The sequence below is a fragment of the Microbacterium sp. PI-SA-G genome (genome assembly GCF_057215335.1).
This window is the reverse complement of record NZ_CM170103.1, coordinates 1644820-1670962: the sequence shown is the minus strand read 5'-3', so window position 1 is coordinate 1670962 and position 26143 is coordinate 1644820. Positions and strand designations below refer to the sequence as shown.

Genomic DNA, 26143 nt, shown 5'->3' with positions numbered 1-26143 from the left:
TCGATCCCGGGGATTCAGTCCCCGTCGGGCTCCGACGCTCCCGTCGAGCCCTCCGAAACCTCGGGCCCGTCCGACCCGCGTCGTCCCGTCCTCAGCTCGCGCGCTGCCAGATTGGGGCGGAAGTCGAGTTCCTCGATCGCAGCCTCCACTCGTGCTCGCGTCGCCGGGGAGACCGGAACAGTTCCGGTCACGACATTCGACACCGTCTTGATCGACACTCCCGCACGAGCGGCGACATCGAGCATCCGCGGCGCGCGATCCGTCAGCACCAGGGCATCGGATGTTGCCGCCTCCGGCGAGTTGCGGCGACGCATCTTGATGTAGTTGCCGCATCCCGTCATCGAACACCACCGGCCGGATCGGTTGCGCGATCCGTCCCAGTAGGCCCAGCGGCACGAGTCGCGCGAGCAGGCCTTGACGCGTTCCCAGCTCCCGTCGGCGCGAACGGCGTCGATGGCGGCGAGCACCGGTGCGAGGAAGGAGTCTGCAGCGGCCGCGGCCTGAATCTGGCCGTCAGCGTCGAAGCGCAGATGCACGGGAACCTCGGCGAGCAGCGCGTTCAGCCCGGCGATCGCGCCGGGGAGCGGTTCGTGTCCGGCATGCGTCAGGAGCACCTCACGCAGCCCCTCTCGGGTGCGGCACGCGAAGGCCAGATCGCCCTCCGTCAGTGTGCTCGGCGACACCCCGGTGCGCGTGCGGAGCCAGGTCACGAGAGCCTGCGGCGACGTCCAGGTCTCGTCGTCGGTCTGCCATTCGACCGTGTTCACGAAGTCGATGAGCAACTGCGCCGCAGAGGGTGCCGCACCCTCGTCTGTCTTCATGACACCAGTGAACACCTTTCACCGGAGTCGCCGCAATCGTACGGCCGGGAATCCGCGTCGTCGCGGATCAGGCGTCGGGCCGATTCCGGACTGTTGCTCGACACCGCTGCGACGGTAGCGTCCATTCCGAGAGCCGCGCCCGCTGAGCGCACCCGCGACCGAGTGAAGGAGAGCACATGGCAGTCTTCGGAGGTCGCCGTCGCGACGAGAACCCTGCGTTGCCGCCGGGTCAGCATCTGACTGACTCGTTTCCCGTGCTGTCCGCCGGGCCGACGCCGACCATCGAGCGGGAGGAGTGGGAGTTCCAGATCCGCACCGAGACCGGTGTGACGCACCGATGGAGCTGGGAGCAGCTTCTCGCGCTGCCCTCGGAGGACGTCACCGTCGACATCCACTGCGTCACGAGCTGGTCGAAGCTCGGCACGCAGTGGCGGGGTGTGTCGCTGGACACTCTCTTCGCCGAAGTCGAGACCGGCCAGGACTTCGTGATGGCGCATTCCTACGGCGGGTACACGACCAATCTGCAGCTCGACGAGATCCTCGACGGGCAGGCGTGGATCGCGTATGAGTACGACGGAGACGACCTGGATCCCGAGCACGGCGGGCCTGCGCGCCTGCTGATCCCGCATCTGTACTTCTGGAAGAGCGCGAAATGGGTGCGGGGGCTCGTCATGCAGAGCGACGACGTTCCAGGCTTCTGGGAGGAGAACGGATACCACCTGCACGGCGACCCCTGGCGAGAAGAGCGCTACGCGTGAGCACCCGCGCTCCCGCATGGTACCCGGCGACATTGGCGCGTGCCAGCGCGATGACGGCCACCTCTCGGAGCCTGATCTTCAGGGTCGACGGCTGGCCGGGGAACGATGCGGGCCAGCACGTCGATCTTCGGCTCACCGCGCCCGACGGCTATCAGGCGGTGCGGTCCTACTCGATCGCGAGCGTCGGAGCCGCACCCGAGATCGAGCTCGCGGTGGATCGTTTTCCGGACGGCGAGGTCTCGCCGTTCCTCGTCGAGGAGCTCGAGATCGGCGACACGGTCGAGATCCGTGGCCCGCTCGGCCGCTGGTTCGTGTGGAGGCCCGAGCAGACCCGTCCCGTGCAGCTCATCGGTGGCGGCTCGGGCGTCGTGCCCCTGGTCGCGATGGCCCGTGCGCACGCCGTGGCGGAGAGCAGCACTCCGATGCAGCTGCTCTACTCATTGCGCAGCCCGGCGGACGCGTTGTTCCAGACGGAGATCGCAGCCGCCGAGCCGTCGGTGTCGACGACCTGGCACTACACACGGGAGACACCCGAGGGCTGGCATCGCGAGGCGGGCCGCCTCACCGCCGCGGACCTGCAGCGCCACACGCTGTCACACGACGCGGATCCACTGATCTTCATCTGTGGCCCGACAGGTTTCGTCGAAGCGGTGTCGCGAGCGATGATCGATCTCGGACACGTCGAGGCCGACATCCGCACCGAGCGATTCGGAGGGATCTGATGCAGCCTCTCGACGGAAGTGTTCTGGCCGGCCGGCTCGACGGGCTCTTCGCCTTCGAACCCACGACCGCCCAGGGCCAGTGTCACCACTGCGACGACGTCGGCGTGCTGGCAGAGGCCGTGGTCTACCCGCACCCCATGGGTTTCGTCGTGCGCTGCCGCCGCTGCGAGAGCGTACTCATGGTCGTCGTCGAGCGCGGCGACCGGAGCTCGCTGAGCATGCGGGGTCTGCGGTGGGTGCGCGCCGCGGCGGAGCCGAGCTGAGTCCGGTCAGCGGCTGAGCTCCGCCAGCACATGCCCGGCGCCGCTGAGCGTGGCGCGTGCGCGATCCGCATCGGCGCTCGGCACCATCAGAACGTCGCCGTCGAAGGTGGAGACGACGAACACCGGGCAGCCCACCGCAGAGAGAGGTGACACGAGCGACGTCACGATTCCCGTCAACGCGAACGGCATCGGCCCGCCGGCGTAGAACGCCGTCCATGGCCCGTCGAGCTCGGCACCCGCAGGCGCCGAACCCGACGGACAGACGATGGACAGCTCCTGCGGCGTGCGGCTGACCGAGACGAACGCGCCGGTCGCGAACACCTCCGCAAGCACGCTCGACAGGTCGGTCGAGGCGGGGAAGCGCGCGACGACGTACTCATCGGGCAACGGCTGCAGGCGGACAGAGGGAGAAGTCATCGGCGCGACTCGCTTCGGGACCGCGCGGAAGGCTCCCGAGTGGAGCCGCAGTGGTCGCGCGACAGCCACGATACCCCGCGTGAGCGCGGCGTCAGCGTCGGTCAGCCGGATGCTGAGCGAACAGATATCGCACCAGCTCCAGGACTCCGCGAGGAGCGCCGTCTCTGTGTCCGAGGGACTCCACGATGATCGCGCCGAGTATGGCGTGGCCGAGCTGATCGACCGGCGCGTCCTCCGACAGCTGTCCAGCGCGGACCCCCGTACGCAGGCGGGATCCGAGGTGCTTCTCGACGCCGAGGCTCTCGCCCAGATGCTCGCCCACAGCGAGGTCCTCGGTCGCGGCGGCGACGAGCGAACGCAGCAGAACGCCGCCCCGCGGTTCGTCGAGGAGGGCCAGGACGGTGCGCAGCCACGACTCCACGTCGGCGAGCAGATCGCCGGTGTCGGGCACACCGAAGTCGACCGCGATGAGTCGTCCCTCGACGAGGCACTCGGCGATGAGGGCTCCGCGCGAGGGCCACCAGCGATAGATGGTCTGCTTGCCGACGCCGGCCTCCTTCGCGATGCCTTCGATCGTCAGCCGGTCATAGCCGTGATTGTGGAAGAGCCGAGCGGTCGCATCGAGGATCGCCTCGCGCGCGATGAGGCTGCGGACAGGGCCGCTTCGATGCTCGTTCACCATGCATTCAGAATAGTCGCAGATCTATAGACGAGACGTGCCGTATGATCTCTCATGTCTGAAGGAGACCACATTGGCTGCACTGCTTTTTCGCTTGGGTTCGTTCGCTGCACGCCGGGCGTGGGCGGTGGTCGTCTCCTGGATCGTGATCCTCGGGCTGGGGGTCGGCGCGTTCCTCACCCTCGGCGGCACTCTCAGCAACAGCTTCGACATCCCGGGCACAGCCTCGGGCCAGGTCATCGACGAGCTCGCCGATCAACTGCCCGACACCGCGGGCGGAACGGGCACGGTGGTCTACCAGACCGGAGACGGCGCGCCGTTCACTGACGAACAGAAAGCGGAGATCTCCGCTCTCGCGACGAGCGCGGAAGACCTCGACGGCGTCGCCTCGGTCATCGACCCGTTCCAGACTCAGCAGCAGCAGGCCGAGCAGGCGCAGCAGCTCGCCGACGGCGAGGCGCAGATCGCGGAAGGGCGCACGCAGCTCGAGGCGGGACAGGCTCAGCTCGACGACGGACGCTCACAGCTCGAGGCCGGCATCGCCCAACTCGAGACCGGTCGGGCACAGGCCGAAGCGGCCGGTGCCCCTGCGGCTCAGCTCGCCGCCCTCGACGCGCAGGCAGCGGCACTCCAAGCGCAACTCGCGCAGCTCGACGCGCAGCAGGCGACCATCGACCAGAGCCGCGAAGACCTCGACGCCAACGCAGAGCAGGCGCGCCTCGGCGCGACCCTCCTCGACCTCGCGAACGGTATCGGCGTCGTCTCGGAAGACGGTTCGACCACCATCGTGAACGTCTCGTTCGTCGACCCTCGGCTCGAACTCTCCGAAGAGGTCAAGCAGGGCACCATCGACCACTTCCAGGACGCACCCGTCGACGGTGTCGAGGTGAACTTCGGCACCGACATCGCGCAGGGCGTACCTGAGATCTTCGGTGTCGGCGAGGCCGTGGGACTCGTCTTCGCGGCGGTCGTGCTGATCGTCATGCTCGGGTCCCTCATCGCGGCAGCCCTGCCCATCGTCACGGCGATCGTCGGCGTCGGTGTCGGCGTCACGGCATCCCTCGCCTTCTCCGGCACGGTCGACATGGCGTCGGTCACGCCGGTCCTCGGAGTCATGCTCGGCCTCGCCGTCGGCATCGACTACTCGCTCTTCATCGTGAACCGGCACCGCAAGCAACTCCTGGCGGGCGTGCCGCTCAGGGAGTCGATCGGGCTCGCGACCGGCACCTCCGGCACCGCAGTGGTCTTCGCCGGTGCGACCGTGATTGTCGCGCTGCTCGCGTTGAACGTGACCGGTGTGCCGTTCCTCGGGCTCATGGGCACGGTCGGTGCCGTGTGCGTCGCGGTCGCGGTGCTCGTCGCGATCACTCTCGCTCCGGCCATCCTCGGTCTCGTCGGCACCCGTCTGCTCAGCGGTCGGGCCCGCGCGGCGATCGGCGAGCAGCACGCCGCAGGCAAGCCCGTTCGGCAGATGTCGACACTGCGGGCCATCACGACCGCAGTGATCAGCGTCGTCGCCCTGCTGATCATCGCGATCCCGTCGATGTCGATGCGCCTCGGCCTGCCCGACGGCGCGAGCGAGCCGGCCGATTCGACCAGCTACCGCGCGTTCCACGTGGTCGACGACCAGTTCGGCGAGGGGGCGAACGCCCCGCTGCTGGTGACCGCCTCGCTCGACGACGCGGTCAGCGACGACGACCTGCTCGCCACGCAGGTGCGCGTCGCGCAGACTCTCGCCGATCAGGACGACGTGGTCGCGACAGCTCCGATCGCGGTCTCCGACGACAACACGCTCCTCGCCTTCCAGGTGCTTCCCGCCGAGGGCCCCAACAGCGCCTCGACCGAGCGCCTCGTGCAGGACATCCGCTCTCTTCCCGAGATCGACGGGGGGATCACGCTCGGCGTCGCCGGTCAGGCGGCGATCAACATCGACATCTCCGAGGCGTTGGCCGCGGTGCTCCCGCTGTATCTCGTGGTCGTCGTCGGGCTGTCGCTGCTGATCATGATCGTGGTGTTCCGCTCACTGCTCGTGCCGATCATCGCCACCGGAGGATTCGTGCTGTCGCTGTTCGCGACCTACGGCCTGATCGTGGCGGTGTTCCAGTTCGGATGGGGCGCCGAGATCATCGGTCTGCACAGCACCGGACCGATTCTGAGCTTCCTGCCGGTCATCCTCGTCGGCATCCTGTTCGGACTCGCGATGGACTACCAGCTGTTCCTCGCGTCGGGCATGCGTGAGGCCTATGTGCACGGAGCCTCGGCTCGGGATGCCGTCGCTCAGGGTTTCCGCGCAGGTCGTTCGGTCGTCATCGCCGCCGCGCTCATCATGGTGTCGGTCTTCGGCGGCTTCATCTTCTCGGAGTCGACGATCATCCGTTCCATCGGATTCGGTCTCGCGTTCGGCGTGCTGCTCGATGCGTTCGTCGTGCGGATGCTTCTCATGCCGGCGCTGATGCACCTGCTCGGTCGCTCGGCATGGTGGCTGCCGCGGTGGCTCGACCGCATCCTGCCGAACGTCGACATGGAAGGTGCCGCCCTCGAACGCGATCACCCCGGTATGCGCGCGGTCGCGGTGCCCACAGGCCAGGGAGCGGAGAACGCCGCGGACTAGTCCTTCTTGCCGTTCTCGTTCTTCTTGTCTTCCTGTTCCTGCTTCTTGGCCTCTTCCTCGGCCTTCTTCCGCTCCTCCTCGGCCGCCTTCTCCTGCTCCTTCTCGGCCTTCTCCTGCTCGTCGGACTTCTCGTCCGTCTGATCGTCGGTGGGGGTGGAGTCGGCCGGTGTGACCACGCCGCTGTCGTCGTCGGCGGGGTCGGGTTCAGCGGGAGCCGGCGGAGCGACGGCGCGCTCGAAGGCGGGGCCGATGGCCGGGCCGAAGGTCGCCGACTGTTCCGGAGCCATCGACATCGCCGCGGCCCAGATCCCCACGCCGATCGCGACGGCGGCTGCCGCGGCGCCGACTCCGACGAGTGCGCGGCGCGGCCGGCGCCGCTCCGCCGCAGCCGGGGTGGGCTCCGCGAGGGCGGGCGGGAGCACCATGGTGGGGGCGTCGATCTGCGTGGTCTCCGCCTCGGCGGCGGCGACGGTCGCGGCCATCACGCGCTTCGGACCGGTCGGGCCGCCGTGCCCGGTGGCGATCTCGGCCGTCGTCACAGCGACCTCGGCCGCGGTGGGGCGGTGCGAAGGATCCGTCGCCGTCATGCGGGTGAGCAGATGTGCCCAGCCGGATCCGAGCGACGCGGGGATCACCGGTGAGCTGCTGAGCCGCGCGAGGGCGACGCCGGCTCCTTCGGCGTTGGGGAACGCGGGCGCGCCGGTGAGGGCCTCGAGGAGCACGAGTCCGAGAGAGTAGATGTCGGCCGGGGGAGAGGGTTCGACTCCGCGCACCTGCTCCGGGGCGAGGTACGCCGCCGTGCCGATGACCATGCCCGGGGTCGTCATGCGTGTGGTGTCGACAAGCCACGCGATGCCGAAGTCGGCGAGCTTGGCCCGCGAACGTCCGCCGGGAAGAGGGGAGGGTTCGAGGAGCACGTTCGACGGCTTGATGTCGCGGTGGATGACGCCGGCTGTGTGCGCGACATGCAGTGCCTCGGCCAGATCGGCCGCGAAGGGCGCGACGTCCTGCGAGGGCAGCGGCCCCTTCGACATCAGTGCGCTGAGGGTGGGGCCCGAGACGAACTCCATGACCATGTACTCGGGCTTGCCCGGCACGAGCTGCGCATCGAACAGGGTGACCAGCGACGGGTGGCTCAGCGAGGCGAGCACCGTGGTCTCGCTGCGGGCGCGTTCTGGACTGGTCAGGCTGTCGACCGTCGGGCGGAACATCTTGATCGCGACCGTGCGCCCGAGCAGCACGTCCTCACCGCGATAGACGCGGGCCATACCGCCCTGTCCCACGCATTCGCCCAACCGGTACCGCCCGTCGAGCATCGCCTCCGTCGGAGGTGTTTCCGGCGCCATGAAAGCCTCCCCTGACACCACGGCTCGGGATGGACCGAGGTGTCTCCTGTCAACCGTACTCTCCGAGGTCGTTCGAGTCCCGGATAATCGGAGAGGGAGAGGCTGCATCATCCGCCCCCGTCGTCATCCGCGCCCCGTCGCGCATCTCATGAACGGAGCTCCGCGATGAACCCCGAGATCATCACCTTCCTCATCCTCGGTGCCGCCGTGATCGCGTTCGTGACGAATCGCATCCCGATGGTCATCGTCGCGATGGCGGTGCCGATCGCTCTCTGGGCCACCGGAGTGCTCTCGCTCGGTGAGGCGTTCGCCGGTTTCGGGGATCCGATCGTCCTGTTCATCGTGGCGCTGTTCATCGTCAGCGAAGCGCTCGACGCAACCGGCGTGACCTCGTGGGTGGGGCGGCAGCTGATGCGTCGCGCCGGCACGAGCCGCTCACGGCTTCTGCTGATCGTGTGCCTGCTCGCCGCCGTGCTCTCGGCGGTGATCAGCATCAACGGCGCGGTCGCCGCGCTGCTGCCGATCGTGGTTCTCGTGGCGGTGCGGGCAGGGATCGTGCCGTCGCGGATGCTGTTGCCGCTCGCGTTCGCCGCCGGCGCCGGATCGCTCCTCACCCTCACCGGAACGCCCGTCAACATCCTGGTGTCGCAGGCCGCCGCCGAAGCCGGCGGGCGGCCGTTCGGGTACTTCGAGTTCGCCATCGTCGGCATCCCGATGGTCATCCTGACCGTGATCCTCGTGATCGCACTCGGAGACAAGCTGCTCCCGGAGCGCGTTCCGGATCGGCTCGACGAACCTGCCGACCCGAGTCAGGATGCGCGCGCCTGGCGCGAGACCTACGACGTCTCACTCGACACAGGCAGCTTCTTCACGGTCGGCGAGGGCGTCGCCGAAGTTCTCATCGCGCCGCGGTCGAGCCTGATCGGGCGGGTCGTCTCGCCGGGCATGACCACACGGCAGGAGGATCTGGTGATCCTCGCGCTGCGGCACGGCAGCCGCCCGGGCGATGTCGGCCGCAAGACGACCCACGCGGTGACGCTGCAGGCGGGGGATTCCGTGCTGGTCCAGGGCCCGTGGGAAGCACTTCACCGCTACACGAGCTCGCCCGACGTCATCTCGGTGAGCTCCCCGCAGCAGATGCAGCGGACCGTGCCGCTCGGGCACGGGGCCCGCCGGGCGCTGGTGATCCTCGGCGTCATGGTCGTGCTCCTCGCGACGGGCGTCGTCCCTCCGGTGATCGCGGGGCTGCTCGCCGCCGGAGCCCTCATCCTGACGCGCGTGCTCACCGTGTCGCAGACGTTCTCGGCGATCTCGTGGCCGACCGTCACACTGATCGCCGGCATGATCCCGCTGTCGTCGGCGTTCGTGTCGACCGGCGCCGCCGATCTCGTGGGTGACGCCGTGCTCCAGCTCGTCGGCAACACCTCGCCGTACCTCGCGCTGCTCACGATCTGCGTCGCATCGGTGATCCTCGGCCAGTTCATCTCGAACGTCGCGACCGTGCTCGTCATCGCCCCGATCGCCGTCTCGGTCGCATCGAGCATGGACGTCAGCGTGCAGCCGTTCATGATGGCGCTCACCGTCGTCGGAGCCGCGGCATTCCTGACACCCATCGCGACACCCGTGAACCTCATGGTCATGCAGCCGGCGGGATACCGCTTCGGCGACTACTGGCGTCTCGGACTCCCGCTCGTGGTCGTGTACGTCGCCGTCGCGGTGCTGTACGTGCCGCTGATCTGGCCGTTCTGACGGCGGCTGTGGTGGCGGGGCGTGCACGGATCACCGACCCGTGCACGCCCCGTCGCCGTCAGCTCGCGCGGCGGAGCGGCACGGTCGGGAAGTCGACGGGCACGTCGAGCGCGATGTTCACGTAGTTGGTGAACAGGTTCAGGGCGACCTGGCCGATCGTCTCGACGATCTGCTCGTCGTTCCAGCCGACGTTGCGCAGGGTCTGCACGTCGGCGGGGCTGAGCTGTCCGCGATCGGTGACGAGCTTGAGCGCGAACGCGAGCAGAGCCGCGGTCTTCGGGTCGTCGGACTCGCCGTTCTGTGCCGCGGTGAGGGTGTCACGCGAGAGGCCGGCCTTCTTGCCCAGCGCGGTGTGCGCGGCGAGGCAGTATTCGCACGCGTTGCGGTCGGCGACGGCGACGGCGATCTGCTCGCCGAGCGCCGCACCGAGGGTGCCCTTGCCGAAGGCGCCGAACGACCCCCACATGCTCGTGAGCGCGGCGGGCGAGTTCGCGACGGCACGGAACATCGCGGGCACGACGCCGAAGGTCGACTTGATCTGGTCCAACTGTTCCTGGACGCTTCCGGTGGTGGCGTCGCGATCGATGAGGGGGACGTTCGGCATGAGGTGCTCCTTTTGCGAGGTGGCCGGTCCGATTGGACCTGCATCCAGTCTCGTCACTCGACTCGGACGATGCGCACCGAAACGTCTTGCTTTCATCACACATCGTCCAGATAATGGATGCATGGCGTCCGTCGATCGACTCACCCCGCTGCTGGAGCGGTTCCGCGTGCGCACCCACCTCTTCCACACCGGTCCGCTCTGCGGTGTGACGGACTTCTCGGCGAGCATCGGACGCGGCTTCCTGCACGTGCTGCGACGAGGTGAGATGGAGATGATGATCACACGGGCCGACGGTCGCACCGAGCGGGTGACGATCGCCGAGCCGAGCCTGCTGTTCTTCCCGCGCCCCGCCGATCACACCTTCTTCAACGCGCCGACCGAGGAGTCGGACTTCGCGTGCGCCACCCTCGACTTCGACGGTGGCGCGACACATCCGCTCGTCACAGCCCTGCCGTCGGTCGTCATTCTGCCGCTGCGCGAGGTCGCCACCCTGGCCCCGGCGCTGGATCTGCTCTTCGCCGAGGTCGACAACGTGCAGTGCGGTCGACCGATCCTCGCCGACCGGATGTTCGAGGTGGTGCTCATCCAACTGCTGCGGTGGATGCTCGATCACTCCGCCGAGCTGCGGCTCCCGCAGGGGCTCGTTCCGGGTCTGTCCGACGAGCGACTGGCGCCGGCCCTGGTCGCGGTGCATGAGAGCCCGGGGGAGCAGTGGACGCTCGATGCCATGGCACGGGCGGCGAACATGTCGCGCAGCTCGTTCGCCGCACGGTTCAAGGAGGTGCTCGGCCGCACCCCGGCCGACTACGTGACGCAATGGCGGCTCACGATCGCCCAGGAACAGCTGCGGTCCGGGATGTCGGTGAGTGCGGTGGCCGCGGAACTCGGCTACGCGAGCGCGTCGGCGTTCTCCCGCACCTTCGCCCAGCGGATGGGGCGGTCCCCTCGGGCCTGGCTCGCGCCGCTCGCCTGAACGAGACTGGCCCGCCGGATGTCGTACCCGGCGGGCCAGCAGCGAATCTGTTACTTCGCAGCATCCTTGATCATCTGGATCACCGAGATCGGCTTGCTGATCATCGGCACGTGCGAGGTGTTGACCTCGACGACCTTCGAACCCGCACGTGCTGCCATGGCGCGTTCCGCCTCCGGCGGGATGATGCGGTCCTGCTTCGCGACCATGTACCAGCTCGGAATGGTCTGCCATGCCGGCACGCCCGACGGCGTCACGAGCGAGGCGTACGAACCGGGGCGCTGAGAGGCGGCCATCGTCTTGGCGACGATCTTGGGCAGGTCCTGGGCGAACAGCTCGGGGAAGAACGCCGGGTCGATGTAGGCATCGGCGTCGCCTTCGCTCGCCCCCGGGAACGGCCGGACCACGAGGTGTTCCGTGACGGCGCTGTGCCCGCCGCCGAGTTCGTTCGCCGCCGCGACCGACTCGCCTTCAGCGAGGGCGTATGCGGCGATGTAGACGAGTGACTTGACGTTGGTGTTGCCGGTGGCGGCGTTGGTGATGAGCGCCCCGCCATAGGAGTGGCCGACGAGGACGATCGGTCCCGGAACGGTCGAGAGGAAGTCGCGCAGGTACTGGCTGTCGTGGTCGATGCCGCGCAGCGGATTCGAGAACGCCAGCACGGTGTATCCCTGCGCCTGCAGGGCGGGAGCCACCAGGCTCCAGCCGCTGGAGTCGGCGAAGGCGCCGTGGACGAGCACGATCGTGGGCTTGGTGCCGGGCTGTGAGGCGTCGACGGCGGCATCCGAGATCGCCGCGGTGGTGGAGGGCGTCGCGGAGCTGGCGGCCGCAGCCGGGAAGGCGGCGACGCCGAGAGTGCCGAGGGAGAGCGCGAGCGCTACGGCGGCGAGGCGGAGGACGCCGCGTCCTTTTCGTCGGATCATGATGTGGTTCTTTCTGGTCGTGTTGATCGTGTTGATCGTGTTGATCGTGTTGATCGGTTGATCGGTATTGGTCGCAGAGGTGTCAGGCGTTCGAGGGCGCGCCGACGGGGCGGGCGTTGGCGAGTGTCCACTCGAGCGCGTAGTCTGCGACGGCCTCCCATCCGGGAGCCGCGCACGTCCAGTGGTCACGACCGGCGAACTCGTGATATTCGGTGAGCGCCGGGGACTTTCCCCAGTGCTTCGCGTTGGACTTGTTCACCGCTGGCGGCATGATGTGGTCTTCGCCTCCGCCGATGAACAGCAGCGGTGCACGGTCGACCGAGAAGTCGACCCATGTGGCCTGGTGGCCGGGCTGGAAGTTGGCGAGCAGCCCGTACGACCACACCCAGTTGCCCGGTGCTGCGATCGCATACCGCTCGTAGGCGGCGTCAGACTGCTCGCGCGTCAGGGTGTTGGTGAACGCGTAGTGCCACTCGTCGGGGGTGAAGCCGACCGCGCGGTGCAGGTTTGCCGGGTTCTTCAGCGCGGGGAACAGCGACCGCGCCTGCGAGAGGGGCGTGACGCGCACGCCTTCGGTCGGGGCGGAGTCGATCACTGCGCCGGCCGCACCGAGACCGCGCGCGAGGAGCATCTGCGTGAACAGGCCGCCGAACGAGTGGCCCATGATGATCGGAGGCTTCGGCAGAGCCTCGATCACCCCGGCCAGGTGGTCGAGGGTCGCGGGGACCGTCAGGTCGGCGATGACATCGGGCTTCTGGCGGAGAGCCTCGACCTCGATCTCGAAGCCGGGGTAGGCGGGAGTGATCACGGTGTAGCCCCGGGCTTCGTAGCGCGCCTTCCACTCCTCCCAGCTGCGCGGGGTGACCCAGAGGCCGTGGACGAGGACGATCGTGTCTGGTGCTTCGAGATTGCTCATGACATGCCTTTCGGGTGGTGGATGGTTCAGGACTGCAGGAAGGCGAGGATGTCGGCGTGCAGCCGGTCCCGGTCCGTGTCAGGAAGACCGTGCGCGCCGCCTTCGTAGACGAGGAGCCGCGCGTGGGGGATCAGCTGGGCGGAGAGCTTGCCGCTGATCTCGAACGGCACGATCTGGTCGTCGTCGCCGTGGATGACGAGCGTCGGCACGTCGACTTTCGCGAGGTCGGGGCGGAAGTCGGTGGCGCTGAATGCCGCGATGCACTCGTAGGCGTTGTGCGTGCCGGACGCGAGGCCCTGCAGCCAGAACGCATCACGTGTGCCTCGCGGGACGTCGTCCGTTCGGTTGTTGCCGAAGAACGGCCCGTCGGCCAGATCCCGGTAGAGCTGCGATCGGCCGGCGGCCTCTCCGGCGCGGATGCTGTCGAAGACATGCATCGGCAAGCCGCCCGGGTTGTCGTCGGTGCGGACCATCAGCGGCGGCACGGCGGAAACGAGGATCATCCTGGCGACGCGGGCGCTGCCGTGGCGTCCGACGTACCGGGTGATCTCGCCGCCGCCCGTCGAATGCCCCACCAGGGTCACCGCACGCAGATCGAGCGCCTCGAGCAGGCAGGAGAGATCGTCGGCGTACGTGTCCATCTCGTTGCCGGTCCAGGTCTGCGTCGACTTGCCGTGGCCGCGACGATCATGAGCGATCACCCGATAGCCCCGGCCGGCGAGGAACGAGGCCGTGGCCTCCCACGCGTCGCTGTTCAGCGGCCAGCCGTGGCTGAGCAGAACAGCGGCCCCGTCAACCGGCCCCCAGTCCTTGAAGTGGATCTCGGCCCCATCATCGGTCTTCACGAACGGCATCTCGGTCTCCTTCGTCGTGGGCGAACACGGCAAGGATGACGCGGGCAGCGCGCGACCGCACCACGCAGAGTGCGTAGTCGGGACGGACCTATTCGTGGTTCCGATCGCGCAGCTGCCGGCGCGACGCGATCCCGAGCTTTCGGAAGACCTTCCGCAGGTGGTAGTCGACCGTGTTCGGTGAGATGAAGAGCGCGGCCGCGATCTCGGGGTTGCTCTTGCCCTCCGCCGCGAGCCGGGCGACCAGCGACTCCCGCGGTGTGAGGTCTGCCTCCGACAGCGGCGGTGGAACGGACTCGCCCGTCGCCGCATACTCGCGTCGGGCCCGCGCCGCGAAAGGCACGACGCCGAGCTCGTCGAACGCTCTGACCGCGATGGCCAGGTGCTCGCGGGCTTCGCGACGCCGCCGATGGCGTCGCAGCCATTCGCCGTAGACGAGGTGAGCCCTGGCCAGGTCACCGCCCGGCACGGCGGCGCTCCCGAGGGCCTGGATCGCCGCGAGGTAGTGCTCCTCGGCGGTCGACGGGTCGGACACCAGAGCCGCTGATCGCTGCAGCAGGCCCTGCAGCCAGGGTGTCTGCGTGACCTCGGCGAGCGATCTGAACTCGTCGACGGCCGCTCGTGCCTCGTCTGGATGATCGCTGCGCGCAGCCGCCTCGACGAAGTCGGCCAGCGCGAGCCGCGAGATGTGCGCGAACTCGCTGCCGAGAATCGGCTGCAGCCGGTCGTACGCGGCTTGGTAGTCGCCGTCGCCGATCAGACGGGTGCCGATTCCGATCTGCACGACGGTCCACGCGCCGCCGAATCCCGTGGCGAGAATCGAATCCGCAGCCGCGTCGACGATCTCCATCGGCGCACCCGTCAACGCGAGGTGCGCCGCGTTGACCACGTGCTCGGCCGGATACCCCACCGCTCTGCGCAGCTCCCGCACGCTGTCGAGTGCCTGTCCGGCTGCCTCGACGTTGAGCAGCTGCACGTGGATCGTCGAGAGAGTCCAGTACGTCGTATCCAGTGATTGCAGAGCGCCGCGAGCCGTGGCGAAGGCGATGTTCCGCTGCGCGAACGCCAACGCCGACACCGGGTCCCAGACGGTGATCGAGAGCGGGATGGCCCATCCACTGACCCCTGCGAGCGTGGCCTGATCCATGCCGCGGACGGCGGCGAGGGCGTCGTGGATGCGCGCGGATGCTGTCGCGTACGGCAGCACGAGATGGGCGTGGAGCGCGCGCAGGACGGTGTTGCGCTCGCCGGCGCCGGGGTGGACCCCCGCGAGGATTCGCTCAGCGATGTCTGGGATCGATGTGTCCCGCGTCGCCCACTCCGTCGTCAGGAGGTAGGCGAAAGCGTTCTGGAGCGCCGCCTGCTCCAACTCGACCGAGGTGGGGCGAAAAGCATCCGCTGCGCGTGCGAAGGTCGCCGCGACGCGCGGAACGCCCTCCGCATCGCCGACGAACAGGGCGAGGAACGCGCGCAGCGACAGATAGCGCCCTCGGTTGAGCGGTGACAGGCGATCGTCATCGAGCTCGCCGAGCAGGGTTGCCGTGAGCACGGCAGCACCGGCTCCCAGCGCCGCCTCCGCGGCCGACAGAGTGCGCTCATCGCGTCGAGGGCCGTCGGGCGTGAGCTCGCGGGCGCGTGAGAGCAGCCCGGCTCGAGAGAGCAGCGCTCCGCGCGCAGCGGACCCGTCCGCGAGGTGCTCGAGCCGATCGGCGACCGCCGGGTCATGCGAATCGGCTGCGGCCGCCGCGTGCATCGCGGCGGCCGCGGCGAAGCCGTGCTCGTCCGCTGCGGACTCGAGCGCGAGGTGCGTGCGACGTCGTTCGTCGGATGCTGCTGCGCTGTAGACCGCGGCGCTCACGAGCTGGTGGCGCAGCCGCACGCGCCCCCGTAGTTCCACAAGATCCGCCCGCTCGAGTGGGCTCGACGCGTCGCGCGGTAGACCGAGTACGGCCGCAGCGGTGCGAATCACCTCGAGGTCACCGGTGGTGTCGGTGGCGACGACGAGTGCGAACTCTCGAGACTCCTGCGGCAAGGCGTCGATCATGCTCCGGTAGAGACCCTGCAGAAGCACGCCGGGAGGAAGGGGTTCGCTTGCCAGCGCACGCAGTGCGAGGCGCTCGGCGTCTGCATGCCGGGCGAGATCGGTGATGGCGAGCGGATGTCCTTCGAGCTGCTCGACCACCTTGGCGGCGATGAGCGGGTCGAGCCCCTGCGCGCGGTGCGCGTTCATCAGCGCGACACCGGACGCCGCGTCCAACCCCGTCAGGCGCTGCGTCTCCAACCCCGACAGCGCCTCCCGCACCGACGGTTGCGGCCGGGTGGCGAAGACGAGCAGCACGGACTCGGCCTTGAGCCGGCGTCCGACGAAGGCGAGCACGATGAGCGAGGACTCGTCGAGCAGGTGCGCGTCGTCGATGACGACGACGGTCAGCCCCGATGCGGCCCCCAGCAGAGACAGCAGAGCGAGCCCCACCTGGTAACGATCCGGCGGCTCGCCCACACGGCGCCCCGTGGCCACGGCGAGTGCCTGGCGGAGGCGAACAGGAAGCGCCGCCACGGCGTCGGGCATCTCGGCCAGCAGCCGGTCGATGGCGGCGTAGGGCAGGTCGGATTCGGACGAGAAACCGGTGACTCGCACGGTCTGACTGTCCGGCGGCAGATCCCGCGCCAGGAACGCATCCAGCAGGGCGGTCTTGCCGATACCGGGGTCGCCCTCGACAACGATCACCGAGGCGATGCGATTGCGGGCGCTGCCCAGCCCCGCGCTGAGCTTCTCGAGCTCGTGCGCGCGACCGACGAGGGGGAGGAATCGCGCTTCGATGATGGAAGAGTACTGAAAACCGTGCTTCGTGGCGAGAGGTGTCCCTGCGCGAACTGATCGGGAGAAGCGCGCCGCGTGTCCTTGACCACCGGATGAGAGTTTCTTATGCTTTGATCAAGCGGGGGCTGAACGAGAATCCCCTCCCCGTCGTTCGGCACTGTGTGTCTTCATGTCCGATTCTCTTGATCGCGTGACTCGCTGACATCGGGTTGCGACCCATGATTACGCGCACTTCCGGTAAACCGCAGGTGCTGCTCCGACTCGCCGGCGGTATCGAACGATGCCGCCCCCCACCGGGATGGCACATGCCTCACTACCGCTCCGTTCGCGCGCGCGCACGCGAAACCTCACCGACCGCAGCAGTGCTGCGTCGAGTCGGTTTCTCCTGGGTGGCGAAGGCCGCGGTCCTGGCGCTGGCGCTCGGACTCGTCGCCGCTCCGGGTGCGTCGGCGTCGACGCCGACGCCCTCCGACACACCGACGGTCGAACCGTCGACCGCCCCACCGGTCGACAGCGATCCGCCGAACGAGACCCCTCCGCCCGTCGAGACGCCGCCCCCGGCCGACACCGCTCCACCGGCAGAGACGTCGCCGAACGCCGAGGAGCCGACTCCGGTCCAGACCGATGAGCCGACCGACCGAGGGCCACCGGCGCCCGAGCCCTCGACCGAGCCCGACTCCGTCCCCGAGCCCGACTCCGTCCCGGCTCCCGAGCAGCCCGCACGAGAAGCGGCACGCTCGCTCATGGCCGCGGCTGACGTGTCGCTCCTGGCCGCAGGGGTTCCCGAAGCACCCGCCCAGCTGTGGCTCGAGGACTTCGAGACCAGCGCTACTCCCGCACAGCTCGGCACTTACGCATCGAACCGATATACCGCCGCGGCGTTCTGGCTGAACTACGCCAACTGCAACGGCGTGATCGCGAACTACGCGGTGACCTTCCCCGCGACCGGGTTCTGCGGCACCGCGACCGACGTCGTCTCGCGCAATCAGGCCCGCCGTCTCGCCGACGTTCTGGGCCAATCCCGCCTCGGCGTGGTCGGCAGCACCAGCAACACCGCACCCACCAACGGATCCTCCACGGGATCGCAGTCGAACCGTGCCGTCACCGAGCTGACGATGACCGGTGGCACCGCCACGGCGAACCAGACGGTCATCGAATCCGCCGCCGCCGTCGGGCTGACCGCATCGGCCGACCGCTACTACGCGGCATCCATCGACGTCGCCGAGGACTCCTGCTCGGCCCGCCCCGGCGGGGTCAACAACAACTCGCGCCTCGACGTCGCGCTGATCTCCGGCGCCGCCGTGAGCGGCCTCACCACGGCGCCGATCATCGCCTGCAACATCACCGGCGGCCGCTACACCTCCCCGCCGCTGACCAGCGGATTCGGCACCGAGACCGCCGTGCGCGCGGGGCGCTTCTTCACAGACACGTCCGTGCGCCTGACTCCGGCGCAGGCGGCGCAGGCGCGCATCCGCGTCAGCAACCAGCTCTCCGCCTCGGCCGGCAACGACTTCGCCTTCGATAACCTGCGCATCGTCGATGCGACCCCGAGCCTCGACAAGGCTTTCGAGACCGACCAGACCGTGGCCGGGACCCCGGTGACGCTGACCTTCACCGTCACCAACACCTCGGAGCTCGCCGCGAAGAACGACTGGGGCTTCATCGACACTCTTCCCGCGGGCATGGTCGTCGCCCCGACGCCCGCGATCGGCGGCACGTGCACGAACGTCACCGGCGCCGCGTTCGCCGTGCAGGCCGCGGCCGGTGCGAGTTCGATCGCCGTGACCGGCGGCGACCTCGCCACGAACGCGACCAGTTGCACGATCAACGTCGACGTGGTCTCCAATACCGCGGGCACGTACGTGAACGGCCCGAGCAACGTCGCCACCGTGCTCAACGCCCCCGAGAGCGCGACGCTGGTCGTCGAGGCACCGGCGCGCATCACGATCCAGACGATCGTGACCTCGCGCGCCGCGGTCGCCGACCAGTTCCGCCTCGCCCTCACCCTCGGCGCCACCGAGGTCGCCAGTGCGACCACCACCGGCACGAACACCGGGCTCCAGGCCGCGCAGGTCGGGCCCACCACGGTGACCCGCGGCAGCGTCTACACGATCTCCGAGTCGATCATCTCCACGGCGACGCTCAACACCTACACGACCAGCTATCAGTGCTTGCGCGGCACGACGACGATCGCCACCGGCACCTCGGTCTCGGGCCCCATCACCATCCCGAACGAGCCGGGCGCCGAGATCGTGTGCACCTTCACCAACACCCCGCAGGTGGCGACGCTGTACTGCGACGGCTCCTACTACTACGCCGTGCGCACCAACGGCTCCATCGCGCAGGTGCACGCCACGACCACGGCGGCACCGACGCAGCTCGTCGGCGCTGTGACCGGCGCGACCGACATCAACGCTCTCGGCGTGAACGGCAACGGCACGGGCGCCATCTCGCTCGACCGCACGGGAACCGCCGCCGGAAACGCCAGTGGCGTGGTCAACTACGCGATCGTCAACGGCTCGCTTCAGGGCACCCGCACCGCTTTCACGGGCACGCAGGGGTCGTTCCTCGATCGCAACGGTCTCGCCCTCGACGGCACCATCGTCGGCGGCGCGGTCGACCCGCTCAACAACCGCTTCGTGGTGGCCAAGTCGGCCGCGGGCTCCGTGCGCCTGTGGGAGTACACCCCCAACGCCCTCAACAACGGCACGCGCTTCCTCTACCTCGGGCAGGTGTCGACCGGTACGGCGGCGGTCGAGAACGGGGACATCTCGTTCGACGCGCAGGGCAACCTGCACATCGTGCAGACCGCGGCAGACTCCAGCAACGTCGGCATGTTCACCGTGACCCGCGAGTCCCTCCTGGCCGCTGCCGGCGGTGTGATCCCCGCCAGCGCCTCGGTCCGCCGTGCGCTGACCGGCACGGACGCCGGCAACGCACTGACCGCGGTGAACGGCATGGCGTTTTCGCCGACCGGAACGGTCTACCTCGGCAACGGCACCTCGGCGTATCAGTTCGATCCGACGACGTGGGTCCGCGTGCCGAACAGTGCGCGTTCCACCATCGGCACCGTCGCTCCGAACACCGCGACCGACCTCGCCGGGTGCGCGTCGCCGTCGACCCTCTCGCTCGAGAAGAACGTCGTCGGGCGCCTGAACCCGCTCGACCAGTTCCGGCTGGCCGTGTCGGCCGGGTCACCGCTCGTCGAGTCGGCGGTCGCGACGACGACAGGCACGGCGACAGGGGTGCAGAGCGCGCGGATCGGCCCGACGCCGGTGCAGATCAACACGTCGGTCACCCTTTCCGAGACGATGGCGACCGGGTCGGTGTCGCCCCTGACGGCGTACACCGCGGTCTATGAATGCTGGGCTGACGGCGTGCGCATCTTCACGGGGACAGCGACATCGGCGGCGATCACGATCCCGAACCGACTGAGCGTCGGCGTCGCCTGCACGTTCTCCAATTCGCCCGCGCCGTTCGCGACGGTGCGAGTGACGAAGATCGTCGAGGACTGGACCGGCGCCAACCGCACACCCACACCCGGCTGGACGATGACCACCACCGCGACGGCCAACACCGGCAGCACTGTCAGCGTCCTGCCCTCACGCAACCCCGCGCAGCAGACCGGCGCCGACGGCTCGGCGACCTGGCAGGTGCTCTTCGGGGCGGCGGCCCATCGCGGTCGCATCGCGGTCGCCGAGACAGCGCAGACCGGCTTCCGCTACCAGAGCCTCGTCTGCACGGTGAACGGCACCGCCGGGGCGACCACGGTCACCACCGTCGGTGATCAGGTGCGCGGCACGCTGAACGTCGACGTCGGACCCGGCAACGTCGTGGACTGCGTGTACACGAACCGGCCGGTGGCCACGCTGAGCCTCGTCAAGAACGTCTCGTTCGGCAGCGCCGCACCCTCGTCGTGGCAGCTCGCCGCGACGCGCAGCCTGCCCGCCGCGCTCCCCGGTCCCAGCGGTGCGGGTGGCAGCGGCACCGTGAACGCGGTGACCGTGTCGGCCGGCACCCCGTACCGCTTGGCCGAGTCCGGCGGGCCCCCCACCTACGTGCAGGTGGGGGACTGGGCGTGCGTGACATCGACCGGAGCTGCGGTGCCCGTCACGGCCGCCGGTGATGTGAGTCTGACCCGCGGAGCGGCGGTCACCTGCACGGTGACGAACGCCACGGCATCCCTCACCCTGCTGAAGAACGTGCAGAACCCGATGACGGGCTTCCAGCCGTCGACCTGGAACGTGACCGCGACGCCCGCCGCGCTCACCGGACTCAGCGCGACCACCGTTCCCGGCGCCGACTTCGTCAGCTCCGGCAACCCCGCCAGCACCTTCAACGTCCGCCCCGGCCACTCGTACACGCTCAGCGAGGCGCTCGCCCGCAGCGGCACCCGCCTCGCGTACCAGCAGCTGCGCCTCGAAGTGCGTCAGCCGAACGGCACCTGGACGACCGTGCCCTCGCAGACGATCACGGCCCCCGCAGCCGGGCAGACGGCGATCTACCGGTTCGTCAACGCCCCCGTCCAGCCCACCATGCTGCCCATGACCGGTGGCCCGAGCACCGACGCCTTCCTCATCGGCGGATCGGCGGTCCTGGTCCTCGCACTCGTCCTCGCCCTCTGGCACAGGCGTCGTCGCTCGCGAAGGAGCGTGATGTGACACGTTGACCCCTCTGCTTCCTCTCTTCCATCCCTACCGATTTTCGATTTTCCCCAGGCTTCACCACCTTTCATCATCGACAGGAGAAACAATGTCCAGGTCCTTCACTCGGCGGATCACCGCTGCGATCGGCGCCCTCGCCTTGGCCGCCGGCGCCGCGCTCGTGACCGTCGCGCCGGCGCAGGCCGTCACCCTGCCCGGCAACATCGACACCGACCAGCCCCGCAGCCTCACGGTGCACAAGTTCGCCCTCGGCCCGAACAACGGCCAGGTCGCCGGCACAGGCCAGGAGCTGCCCTCCACCACCGGCCTCGGCACGCCCCTTCCGGGCGCCGTCTTCACCGCGACGCTCGTCGCCGGTGTCGACCTGACCACGCCCGAGGGGTGGGCGATCGCCAACAGCCTGAGCCCGCAGTCGGCATCGACCCGCCTGACCGGCACGCCGTTCACGTCGACGCCGTCGGCGGCTGACGGCACGGCGACTTTCCCGGCGGACATGCCGCTGGGCCTGTTCTACGTGCAGGAGACCGTGCTGCCGCTCGACGCGACCAACCCGACCGCGCCGTTCCTCGTCTCGCTGCCGCTGCCGACCGGCCCCGCCGGCGCTCCGGCGAACCAGTGGGTCTACGACGTGCACGTGTACCCGAAGAACGCGGTCACCGAGACGACGAAGACGCGCATCCCGGCGCCGACCAACTCGGTCGAGGCTCGCAACCCCGACCTCATCCGGTGGGCGATCGCCTCGAGCATCCCGACCCTGGCCGCGGGTGACACGATCACCAACTTCACGCTGACGGACGCCGTGCCTGACGCGCTGGTGTTCCCGACCACGCTGCCCTCCGGCGTCTCGCCGTCGACGGTGACCGTGACCAACCCCGCGGGCGTCACGCAGAACTTCGTGCTCGGGGTCGACTACACGATCACCGATGTCGCCGGCACGCCGACGACGCAGGCGACGTCGACGCTCAGCTTCTCGACGGCCGGTCTCGCCCGCCTGACGAACCTCCAGGGCGGCCTCGTGTCGTTCAACGTTCTGACGCGCGCGGTGGCGATCCCGCCGAACGGTCTGATCTCCAACACCGCCACGGCCAACATCAACGGTGCCACCGAGACCGTGACCGGCTCGACCCCGATCGGCCAGCTGACGGTGTTCGCGTTCGAGAGCAACAACGGCGGCCCGCGCACTCCGCTGGCCAACGCGGTCTACCAGGTCTACCTGAACCAGAACGACGCGAACAACCAGCAGAACCCCATCTCGATCAACGGCAGCACCAACTGGACGACCGACGACACCGGCTTCGTCGCGATCCCGATCATCACGCCCGGCAACTACTACGTGCGTGAGATCACCCCGCCCAGCGGCTTCAACCTGCCGCAGAGCAACCCGGTGCAGGCCGTGGTCGTGGCCGGCCCGACCTCGACCGTTCCGCCGGTGCAGAACTACGTCGAGTTCAACCACACTCAGGTGTCGGCAGCGAACTTCCTGCTGCCCTTCACCGGTGGTGACGGTGGTCTGTGGTTCGGCCTCGGTGGTGGCGCCCTCCTGGCGATCGCCATCGGTGCCGCGATCGCCGTGTCGCGTCGTCGTGCGGCTTCCGCACCCGTCTCCGCGTAACCTGGCGTGATGAGAACGAAGGCGGGGCGTCCTCCGGGACCCCCGCCTTCGTCGTCCCCGCACGACGAAGCGGCCCCCGCTCCGACGCGGCGGTGGCGGATGCCGGTGATGTCACTCGTCATCGCGGTGGTCGCGGTGCTGGGAGTGGGGCTCCTGCTCTTCCCGACGATCGTGTCGTGGTTCAGCCAGTACGAGCAGTCGCAGCGCATCGTCGACCTGACCGAGGATGTCGCCGATCTGGGTGCCGAGACCCTGCAGCAGCAACTCGAACGCGCCCGCGACTACAACGCGAACCTCATCGGCGGCGGCGCGAACATCGCCGCGAACGAGCGGCTTCCCCTCGCCGATCGACCGGAGCAGGCCGGCGACTACGAGAGCATCCTCAAGGCCGACCGGGCGGGGCTGATGGGTCGCATCAAGATCCCCTCGATCAACGTCGACCTGCCCGTCTCGCACGGCACCAGCGGCGAGGTGCTCGAACACGGTGTCGGCCATCTCGAAGGCACCGCCGTTCCCGTGGGCGGCCCTTCCACGCGTTCGGTGCTCACCGCGCACCGCGGCCTCGCCACCTCTGAGCTGTTCACCCACCTCGATCGCGTGCAGGTCGACGACACCTTCACGATCGAGGTGTTCGGCGAGGTGCTCACATACCGGGTCACCGACACCCGTATCGTCGACCCGACCGACACCCAGAGCCTCCTCCCGATCGAGGGCGAAGACCTGCTCACCCTCGTGACGTGCACGCCGCTCGGCGTGAACAGCCACCGCATCCTGGTCACCGGCGAGCGCGTGCTCCCCACCCCGCAGGCCGACCTCGACGGTGCGGGGCAGCGCCCCGAGATCCCCAGCTTCCCCTGGTGGGCGCTGATCGTCATCGGAGTGCTCGCCCTTGCCATCACCTACGTCTGGTGGTCGGGGCGCCCGCCGCGCGAGCGGACCGTTTCCTCGGCGACCACCGACCGCTGAGCAGCGCGTGCCCGCGCGTTGCTGCGTGCCAACAGGATTCCGCCGATCACCGCAGCGAGGAGAGACCCGAGGAGCACGCCGATCTTCACGTGCTCGTCGGCCACCGAACTCGTCCCGTAGGCGAGCTCGCCGACGAGCAGTGAGACGGTGAAGCCGATTCCGGCGAGGAACGCCATGCCGGCGAGATCGGGCCAGCGCAGGGTCGGATCCAGGCGCAGGGCCCGGATGCGGCTCAGCAGGAACGTCGTCGCGAGGATGCCGATCGGCTTGCCGGCGACCAGCCCGACGATGATGCCGATCGTGATCGGGTCGGCGAGGGCCGAGGTCAGACCGTCGACGCCGCCGATCGTGACGCCCGCCGCGAAGAAGGCGAAGACCGGCACGGCGAACAGCGTGGCGACAACGCCCCAGCGATCGGCGAGGTGCGGGGCCATGCCGTTGAAGAGCGGCTCACCGTTCTCGCCGAGCCCGGACCGCACGCGGGCGCGCTCCGTCGGCACCACGGGCACGACGAAGCCGAGCAGCACGCCGGCGACGGTGGCGTGGATGCCGGCGGCGTGGATGCAGACCCACACGGTGATCGCGAGGGGGAGCAGGATCCACCAGGATCGGACGCCCTTCTGCACCAGGAGGGCGAACCCGGCCAGCGGGAGCAGCGCGAGCGTCAGCCACGGGAAGCTGATGCTGTCGGTGTAGAACGTCGCGATAATGGTGATCGCGATGAGGTCGTCGATGATCGCCAGCGTCAGCAGGAAGACACGCAGCGCGGGCGGGAGGAACTTTCCGACCACGGCGATCACCGCCACCGCGAAGGCGATGTCGGTCGCGGTGGGGATGGCCCAGCCGCGCAGGGCGTCGGCTCCGCTGTTCGCGTTGATCAGTGCGAAGATCACGGCCGGCACGGCGACACCGCCGATCGCCGCCGCGACGGGGAGAGCCGCACGTCGGGGGTCCCGCAGCCGGCCGGTGACGAACTCCTCTTTCAGCTCGAGACCCACGACGAAGAAGAAGATCGCGAGCAGACCGTCGGCGGCCCAGGCGCCGACGCTGAGCTCGAGGTGGAGTTCGGGGATGCCGAAGCGGAAGTCCCGCACGGCCTCGTACCAGGGCGCGGCCGGACTGTTGGCCAGGATCAGGGCCGCGACGGTTGCGGCGAGCAGCAGGGCTCCGCCGAGCACGTCGCTGTGGGCGTTGGATCGGATGCCGCGCCACAGCTCATGCGGGGCGAGACGGAAACGGGGGGACGGACGGGATTCGGACACGAAGAGACCTCACGCGGAGAAGGGGTGAATGGCGCAGAAGACCATCGCCCCGGTCGAGGCGTGGTCTATCTTCGTGGCGGCGGGCAGCCGGCGATCTCGCCGTGCGAGAGGGTGCCCCAGACGCTGGTCCAGCCGTTGGTGCCGGGGTGCAGCACGACGCGCATCCACTCCTTCATCGGGGTCGCCGAACGCAGCTGATGCGGAGCACGCGTCGAGCCGGCGGTCGAGAGAAGAGGCACGAGTCGAGCCTATCGGGGTGGCCTGATCGCGGGCCGAGGCAGCAAGGCTGATGTGCGCCTCAAAGCGTGACGTCGCCCGTCGTCTCCAGCAACCGCCAGCCCTGCGCGCGCACGTCCGGTGCGCCGAGCACATCCGCCGCTGCCAGCGTCCCGAGATCGACGCCGGACACGCCCGCGATCTCGCCGATCGGCACCTGGAAGGTGCGGAAGGCCCCGAGCGGCGGTCGCGCGAGGAGACCCTGCGCGGTGTCGACGAGCTCGCTCTGATCGAGGAGGAAGCCCGCAGTGCGCAGGCCGTCGACTGACTGCCAGGCGGCGACCTTCCAGAATCGCAGCGGGATGCGGATCCCGCGGTACGCCGGGTCATCCGGCCCCAGCACGGGAGCGGTGAAGACCGACACCCGCTGATCGGTCGTCTCGGCGTAGGCGAGCACGTGGTCCTCGAGTCCGAGCCACAGCTCCTTCGACTGATTGAAGCCGGCCGCCTGAGGTGCCGCGTTCGGATAGAAGAAGGTCGCCTCCATCGCGTCGCGCGCCTCATCGACGTCGCCCCACCCCGGGTCCCGCCGTCGCACCAGGTGCCCGCGGTCGAGGTCGTTGCGCGCATAGACGTCCGCTCCGGTCTGCTCCTGCGCGTCGATCCGCGAGTCCAGTCGCCAGTCGCCGTCGCGCGGCAGATCGCGCAGGCTCGCACCGTCGATGTTCACGGCGGTGACCGCGGCCAGGCGGCGTTCGGGGTCGATCAGCACCGTGAAACGGGGGTACTCCAGTTCGCGCACGAGCCCCACAGGGCGGGGGAGCGGCACAGGAGAAGTGAGGAACGCGGGGTCGTAGCCGACTGTCATGACCCCATCGTGCCGGAGCCCGCCGACATTGGCAGGTGACGGGAGGTGAACGATGGGAGAGAATCAGTCCAATCCGTGAGCCCGGCCGCACCGAACAACTCTCG

Annotated in this window: 21 protein-coding genes; 9 read left to right on the top strand and 12 right to left on the bottom strand. The window is 69.1% G+C overall.

Annotated features, from left to right (window positions below; all coding sequences use genetic code 11):
- Window positions 1-14: 14 nt before the first annotated feature.
- Window positions 15-821: a CGNR zinc finger domain-containing protein gene (locus AC2D10_RS08260; RefSeq protein ID WP_484711609.1), complete on the bottom strand. Its 807-nt coding sequence runs from the start codon at window positions 819-821 to the stop codon at window positions 15-17.
- Window positions 822-997: 176 nt separating this feature from the next.
- On the opposite strand from AC2D10_RS08260, the gene AC2D10_RS08255 reads away from it, so the two are divergent.
- The 3 genes from AC2D10_RS08255 to AC2D10_RS08245 are packed head-to-tail and all read left to right on the top strand — an operon-like array spanning window position 998 to window position 2564.
- Window positions 998-1579, top strand: a complete 582-nt coding sequence (locus AC2D10_RS08255; RefSeq protein WP_484711608.1) for a sulfite oxidase-like oxidoreductase — start codon at window positions 998-1000, stop codon at window positions 1577-1579.
- Window positions 1576-2301: an FAD-binding oxidoreductase gene (locus AC2D10_RS08250; protein WP_484711607.1), complete on the top strand. Its 726-nt coding sequence runs from the start codon at window positions 1576-1578 to the stop codon at window positions 2299-2301. Before AC2D10_RS08255 ends, AC2D10_RS08250 begins: the two co-directional genes overlap by 4 nt.
- Complete coding sequence (locus tag AC2D10_RS08245; protein ID WP_484711606.1) at window positions 2301-2564, top strand: DUF6510 family protein; 264 nt, start codon at window positions 2301-2303, stop codon at window positions 2562-2564. Before AC2D10_RS08250 ends, AC2D10_RS08245 begins: the two co-directional genes overlap by 1 nt.
- Window positions 2565-2570: 6 nt before the next feature.
- Here AC2D10_RS08245 and AC2D10_RS08240 read toward each other — a convergent pair whose 3' ends face one another.
- Window positions 2571-2981 (bottom strand): ACT domain-containing protein, encoded by a 411-nt coding sequence (locus AC2D10_RS08240; protein ID WP_484711605.1) that lies wholly within the window; start codon window positions 2979-2981, stop codon window positions 2571-2573.
- A gap of 91 nt (window positions 2982-3072) precedes the next feature.
- Complete coding sequence (locus AC2D10_RS08235) at window positions 3073-3663, bottom strand: TetR/AcrR family transcriptional regulator (protein ID WP_484711604.1); 591 nt, start codon at window positions 3661-3663, stop codon at window positions 3073-3075.
- A gap of 70 nt (window positions 3664-3733) precedes the next feature.
- Between AC2D10_RS08235 and AC2D10_RS08230 the strand changes: the two genes are divergently transcribed.
- On the top strand, window positions 3734-6271 hold the full coding sequence (locus tag AC2D10_RS08230) for an MMPL family transporter (protein WP_484711603.1): 2538 nt from the start codon (window positions 3734-3736) through the stop codon (window positions 6269-6271).
- Here AC2D10_RS08230 and AC2D10_RS08225 read toward each other — a convergent pair.
- Window positions 6268-7617, bottom strand: a complete 1350-nt coding sequence (locus AC2D10_RS08225; protein ID WP_484711602.1) for a serine/threonine-protein kinase — start codon at window positions 7615-7617, stop codon at window positions 6268-6270. The two genes, AC2D10_RS08230 and AC2D10_RS08225, sit on opposite strands and share 4 nt — an antisense overlap.
- Window positions 7618-7782: 165 nt before the next feature.
- Between AC2D10_RS08225 and AC2D10_RS08220 the strand changes: the two genes are divergently transcribed.
- A complete protein-coding gene (locus tag AC2D10_RS08220; protein ID WP_484711601.1) occupies window positions 7783-9366 on the top strand; it encodes an SLC13 family permease in 1584 nt (527 codons plus the stop codon).
- 58 nt (window positions 9367-9424) lie between these two features.
- On the opposite strand, the gene AC2D10_RS08215 is transcribed toward AC2D10_RS08220, so the two are convergent.
- Entirely contained in the window at window positions 9425-9970 is a 546-nt protein-coding gene (locus AC2D10_RS08215) for a carboxymuconolactone decarboxylase family protein (protein WP_484711600.1), read from the bottom strand.
- Window positions 9971-10091: 121 nt separating this feature from the next.
- Between AC2D10_RS08215 and AC2D10_RS08210 the strand changes: the two genes are divergently transcribed.
- Window positions 10092-10943, top strand: coding sequence for an AraC family transcriptional regulator (locus tag AC2D10_RS08210; RefSeq protein ID WP_484711599.1), 852 nt, complete (start codon window positions 10092-10094; stop codon window positions 10941-10943).
- Window positions 10944-10993: 50 nt separating this feature from the next.
- Here AC2D10_RS08210 and AC2D10_RS08205 read toward each other — a convergent pair whose 3' ends face one another.
- The 4 genes from AC2D10_RS08205 to AC2D10_RS08190 form a co-directional block, all read right to left on the bottom strand.
- Window positions 10994-11863 (bottom strand): alpha/beta hydrolase, encoded by an 870-nt coding sequence (locus AC2D10_RS08205; protein ID WP_484711598.1) that lies wholly within the window; start codon window positions 11861-11863, stop codon window positions 10994-10996.
- Between the two features lie 82 nt (window positions 11864-11945).
- Window positions 11946-12779, bottom strand: coding sequence for an alpha/beta hydrolase (locus tag AC2D10_RS08200; RefSeq protein WP_484711597.1), 834 nt, complete (start codon window positions 12777-12779; stop codon window positions 11946-11948).
- 26 nt (window positions 12780-12805) lie between these two features.
- Window positions 12806-13633 carry an alpha/beta fold hydrolase gene (locus AC2D10_RS08195; RefSeq protein ID WP_484711596.1) on the bottom strand — a complete coding sequence of 276 codons (828 nt, stop codon included), beginning with the start codon at window positions 13631-13633 and terminating at the stop codon, window positions 12806-12808.
- An 88-nt stretch (window positions 13634-13721) separates the two neighbouring features.
- Entirely contained in the window at window positions 13722-16451 is a 2730-nt protein-coding gene (locus AC2D10_RS08190) for a helix-turn-helix transcriptional regulator (RefSeq protein ID WP_484711831.1), read from the bottom strand.
- A 305-nt stretch (window positions 16452-16756) separates the two neighbouring features.
- Between AC2D10_RS08190 and AC2D10_RS08185 the strand changes: the two genes are divergently transcribed.
- The 3 genes from AC2D10_RS08185 (at window position 16757) to AC2D10_RS08175 (ending at window position 23693) form a co-directional block, all read left to right on the top strand.
- The gene (locus AC2D10_RS08185; protein ID WP_484711595.1) at window positions 16757-21112 is read left to right on the top strand and encodes a DUF7933 domain-containing protein; all 4356 of its coding nucleotides are present in this window, start codon (window positions 16757-16759) and stop codon (window positions 21110-21112) included.
- 91 nt (window positions 21113-21203) lie between these two features.
- A complete protein-coding gene (locus AC2D10_RS08180; protein ID WP_484711594.1) occupies window positions 21204-22727 on the top strand; it encodes a SpaH/EbpB family LPXTG-anchored major pilin in 1524 nt (507 codons plus the stop codon).
- Between the two features lie 108 nt (window positions 22728-22835).
- Entirely contained in the window at window positions 22836-23693 is an 858-nt protein-coding gene (locus AC2D10_RS08175; protein ID WP_484711593.1) for a class C sortase, read from the top strand.
- Here the strand turns inward: AC2D10_RS08175 and nhaA are convergent.
- The 3 genes from nhaA to AC2D10_RS08160 all read right to left on the bottom strand — a co-directional run bounded on the left by nhaA (window position 23627) and on the right by AC2D10_RS08160 (window position 26039).
- Window positions 23627-24955: a Na+/H+ antiporter NhaA gene (nhaA, locus tag AC2D10_RS08170; RefSeq protein ID WP_484711592.1), complete on the bottom strand. Its 1329-nt coding sequence runs from the start codon at window positions 24953-24955 to the stop codon at window positions 23627-23629. The two genes, AC2D10_RS08175 and nhaA, sit on opposite strands and share 67 nt — an antisense overlap.
- Before the next feature lie 65 nt (window positions 24956-25020).
- Window positions 25021-25194 carry a hypothetical protein gene (locus AC2D10_RS08165; protein ID WP_484711591.1) on the bottom strand — a complete coding sequence of 58 codons (174 nt, stop codon included), beginning with the start codon at window positions 25192-25194 and terminating at the stop codon, window positions 25021-25023.
- A gap of 59 nt (window positions 25195-25253) precedes the next feature.
- Window positions 25254-26039 carry a DNA/RNA non-specific endonuclease gene (locus AC2D10_RS08160; RefSeq protein WP_484711590.1) on the bottom strand — a complete coding sequence of 262 codons (786 nt, stop codon included), beginning with the start codon at window positions 26037-26039 and terminating at the stop codon, window positions 25254-25256.
- Window positions 26040-26143 lie beyond the last annotated feature (104 nt).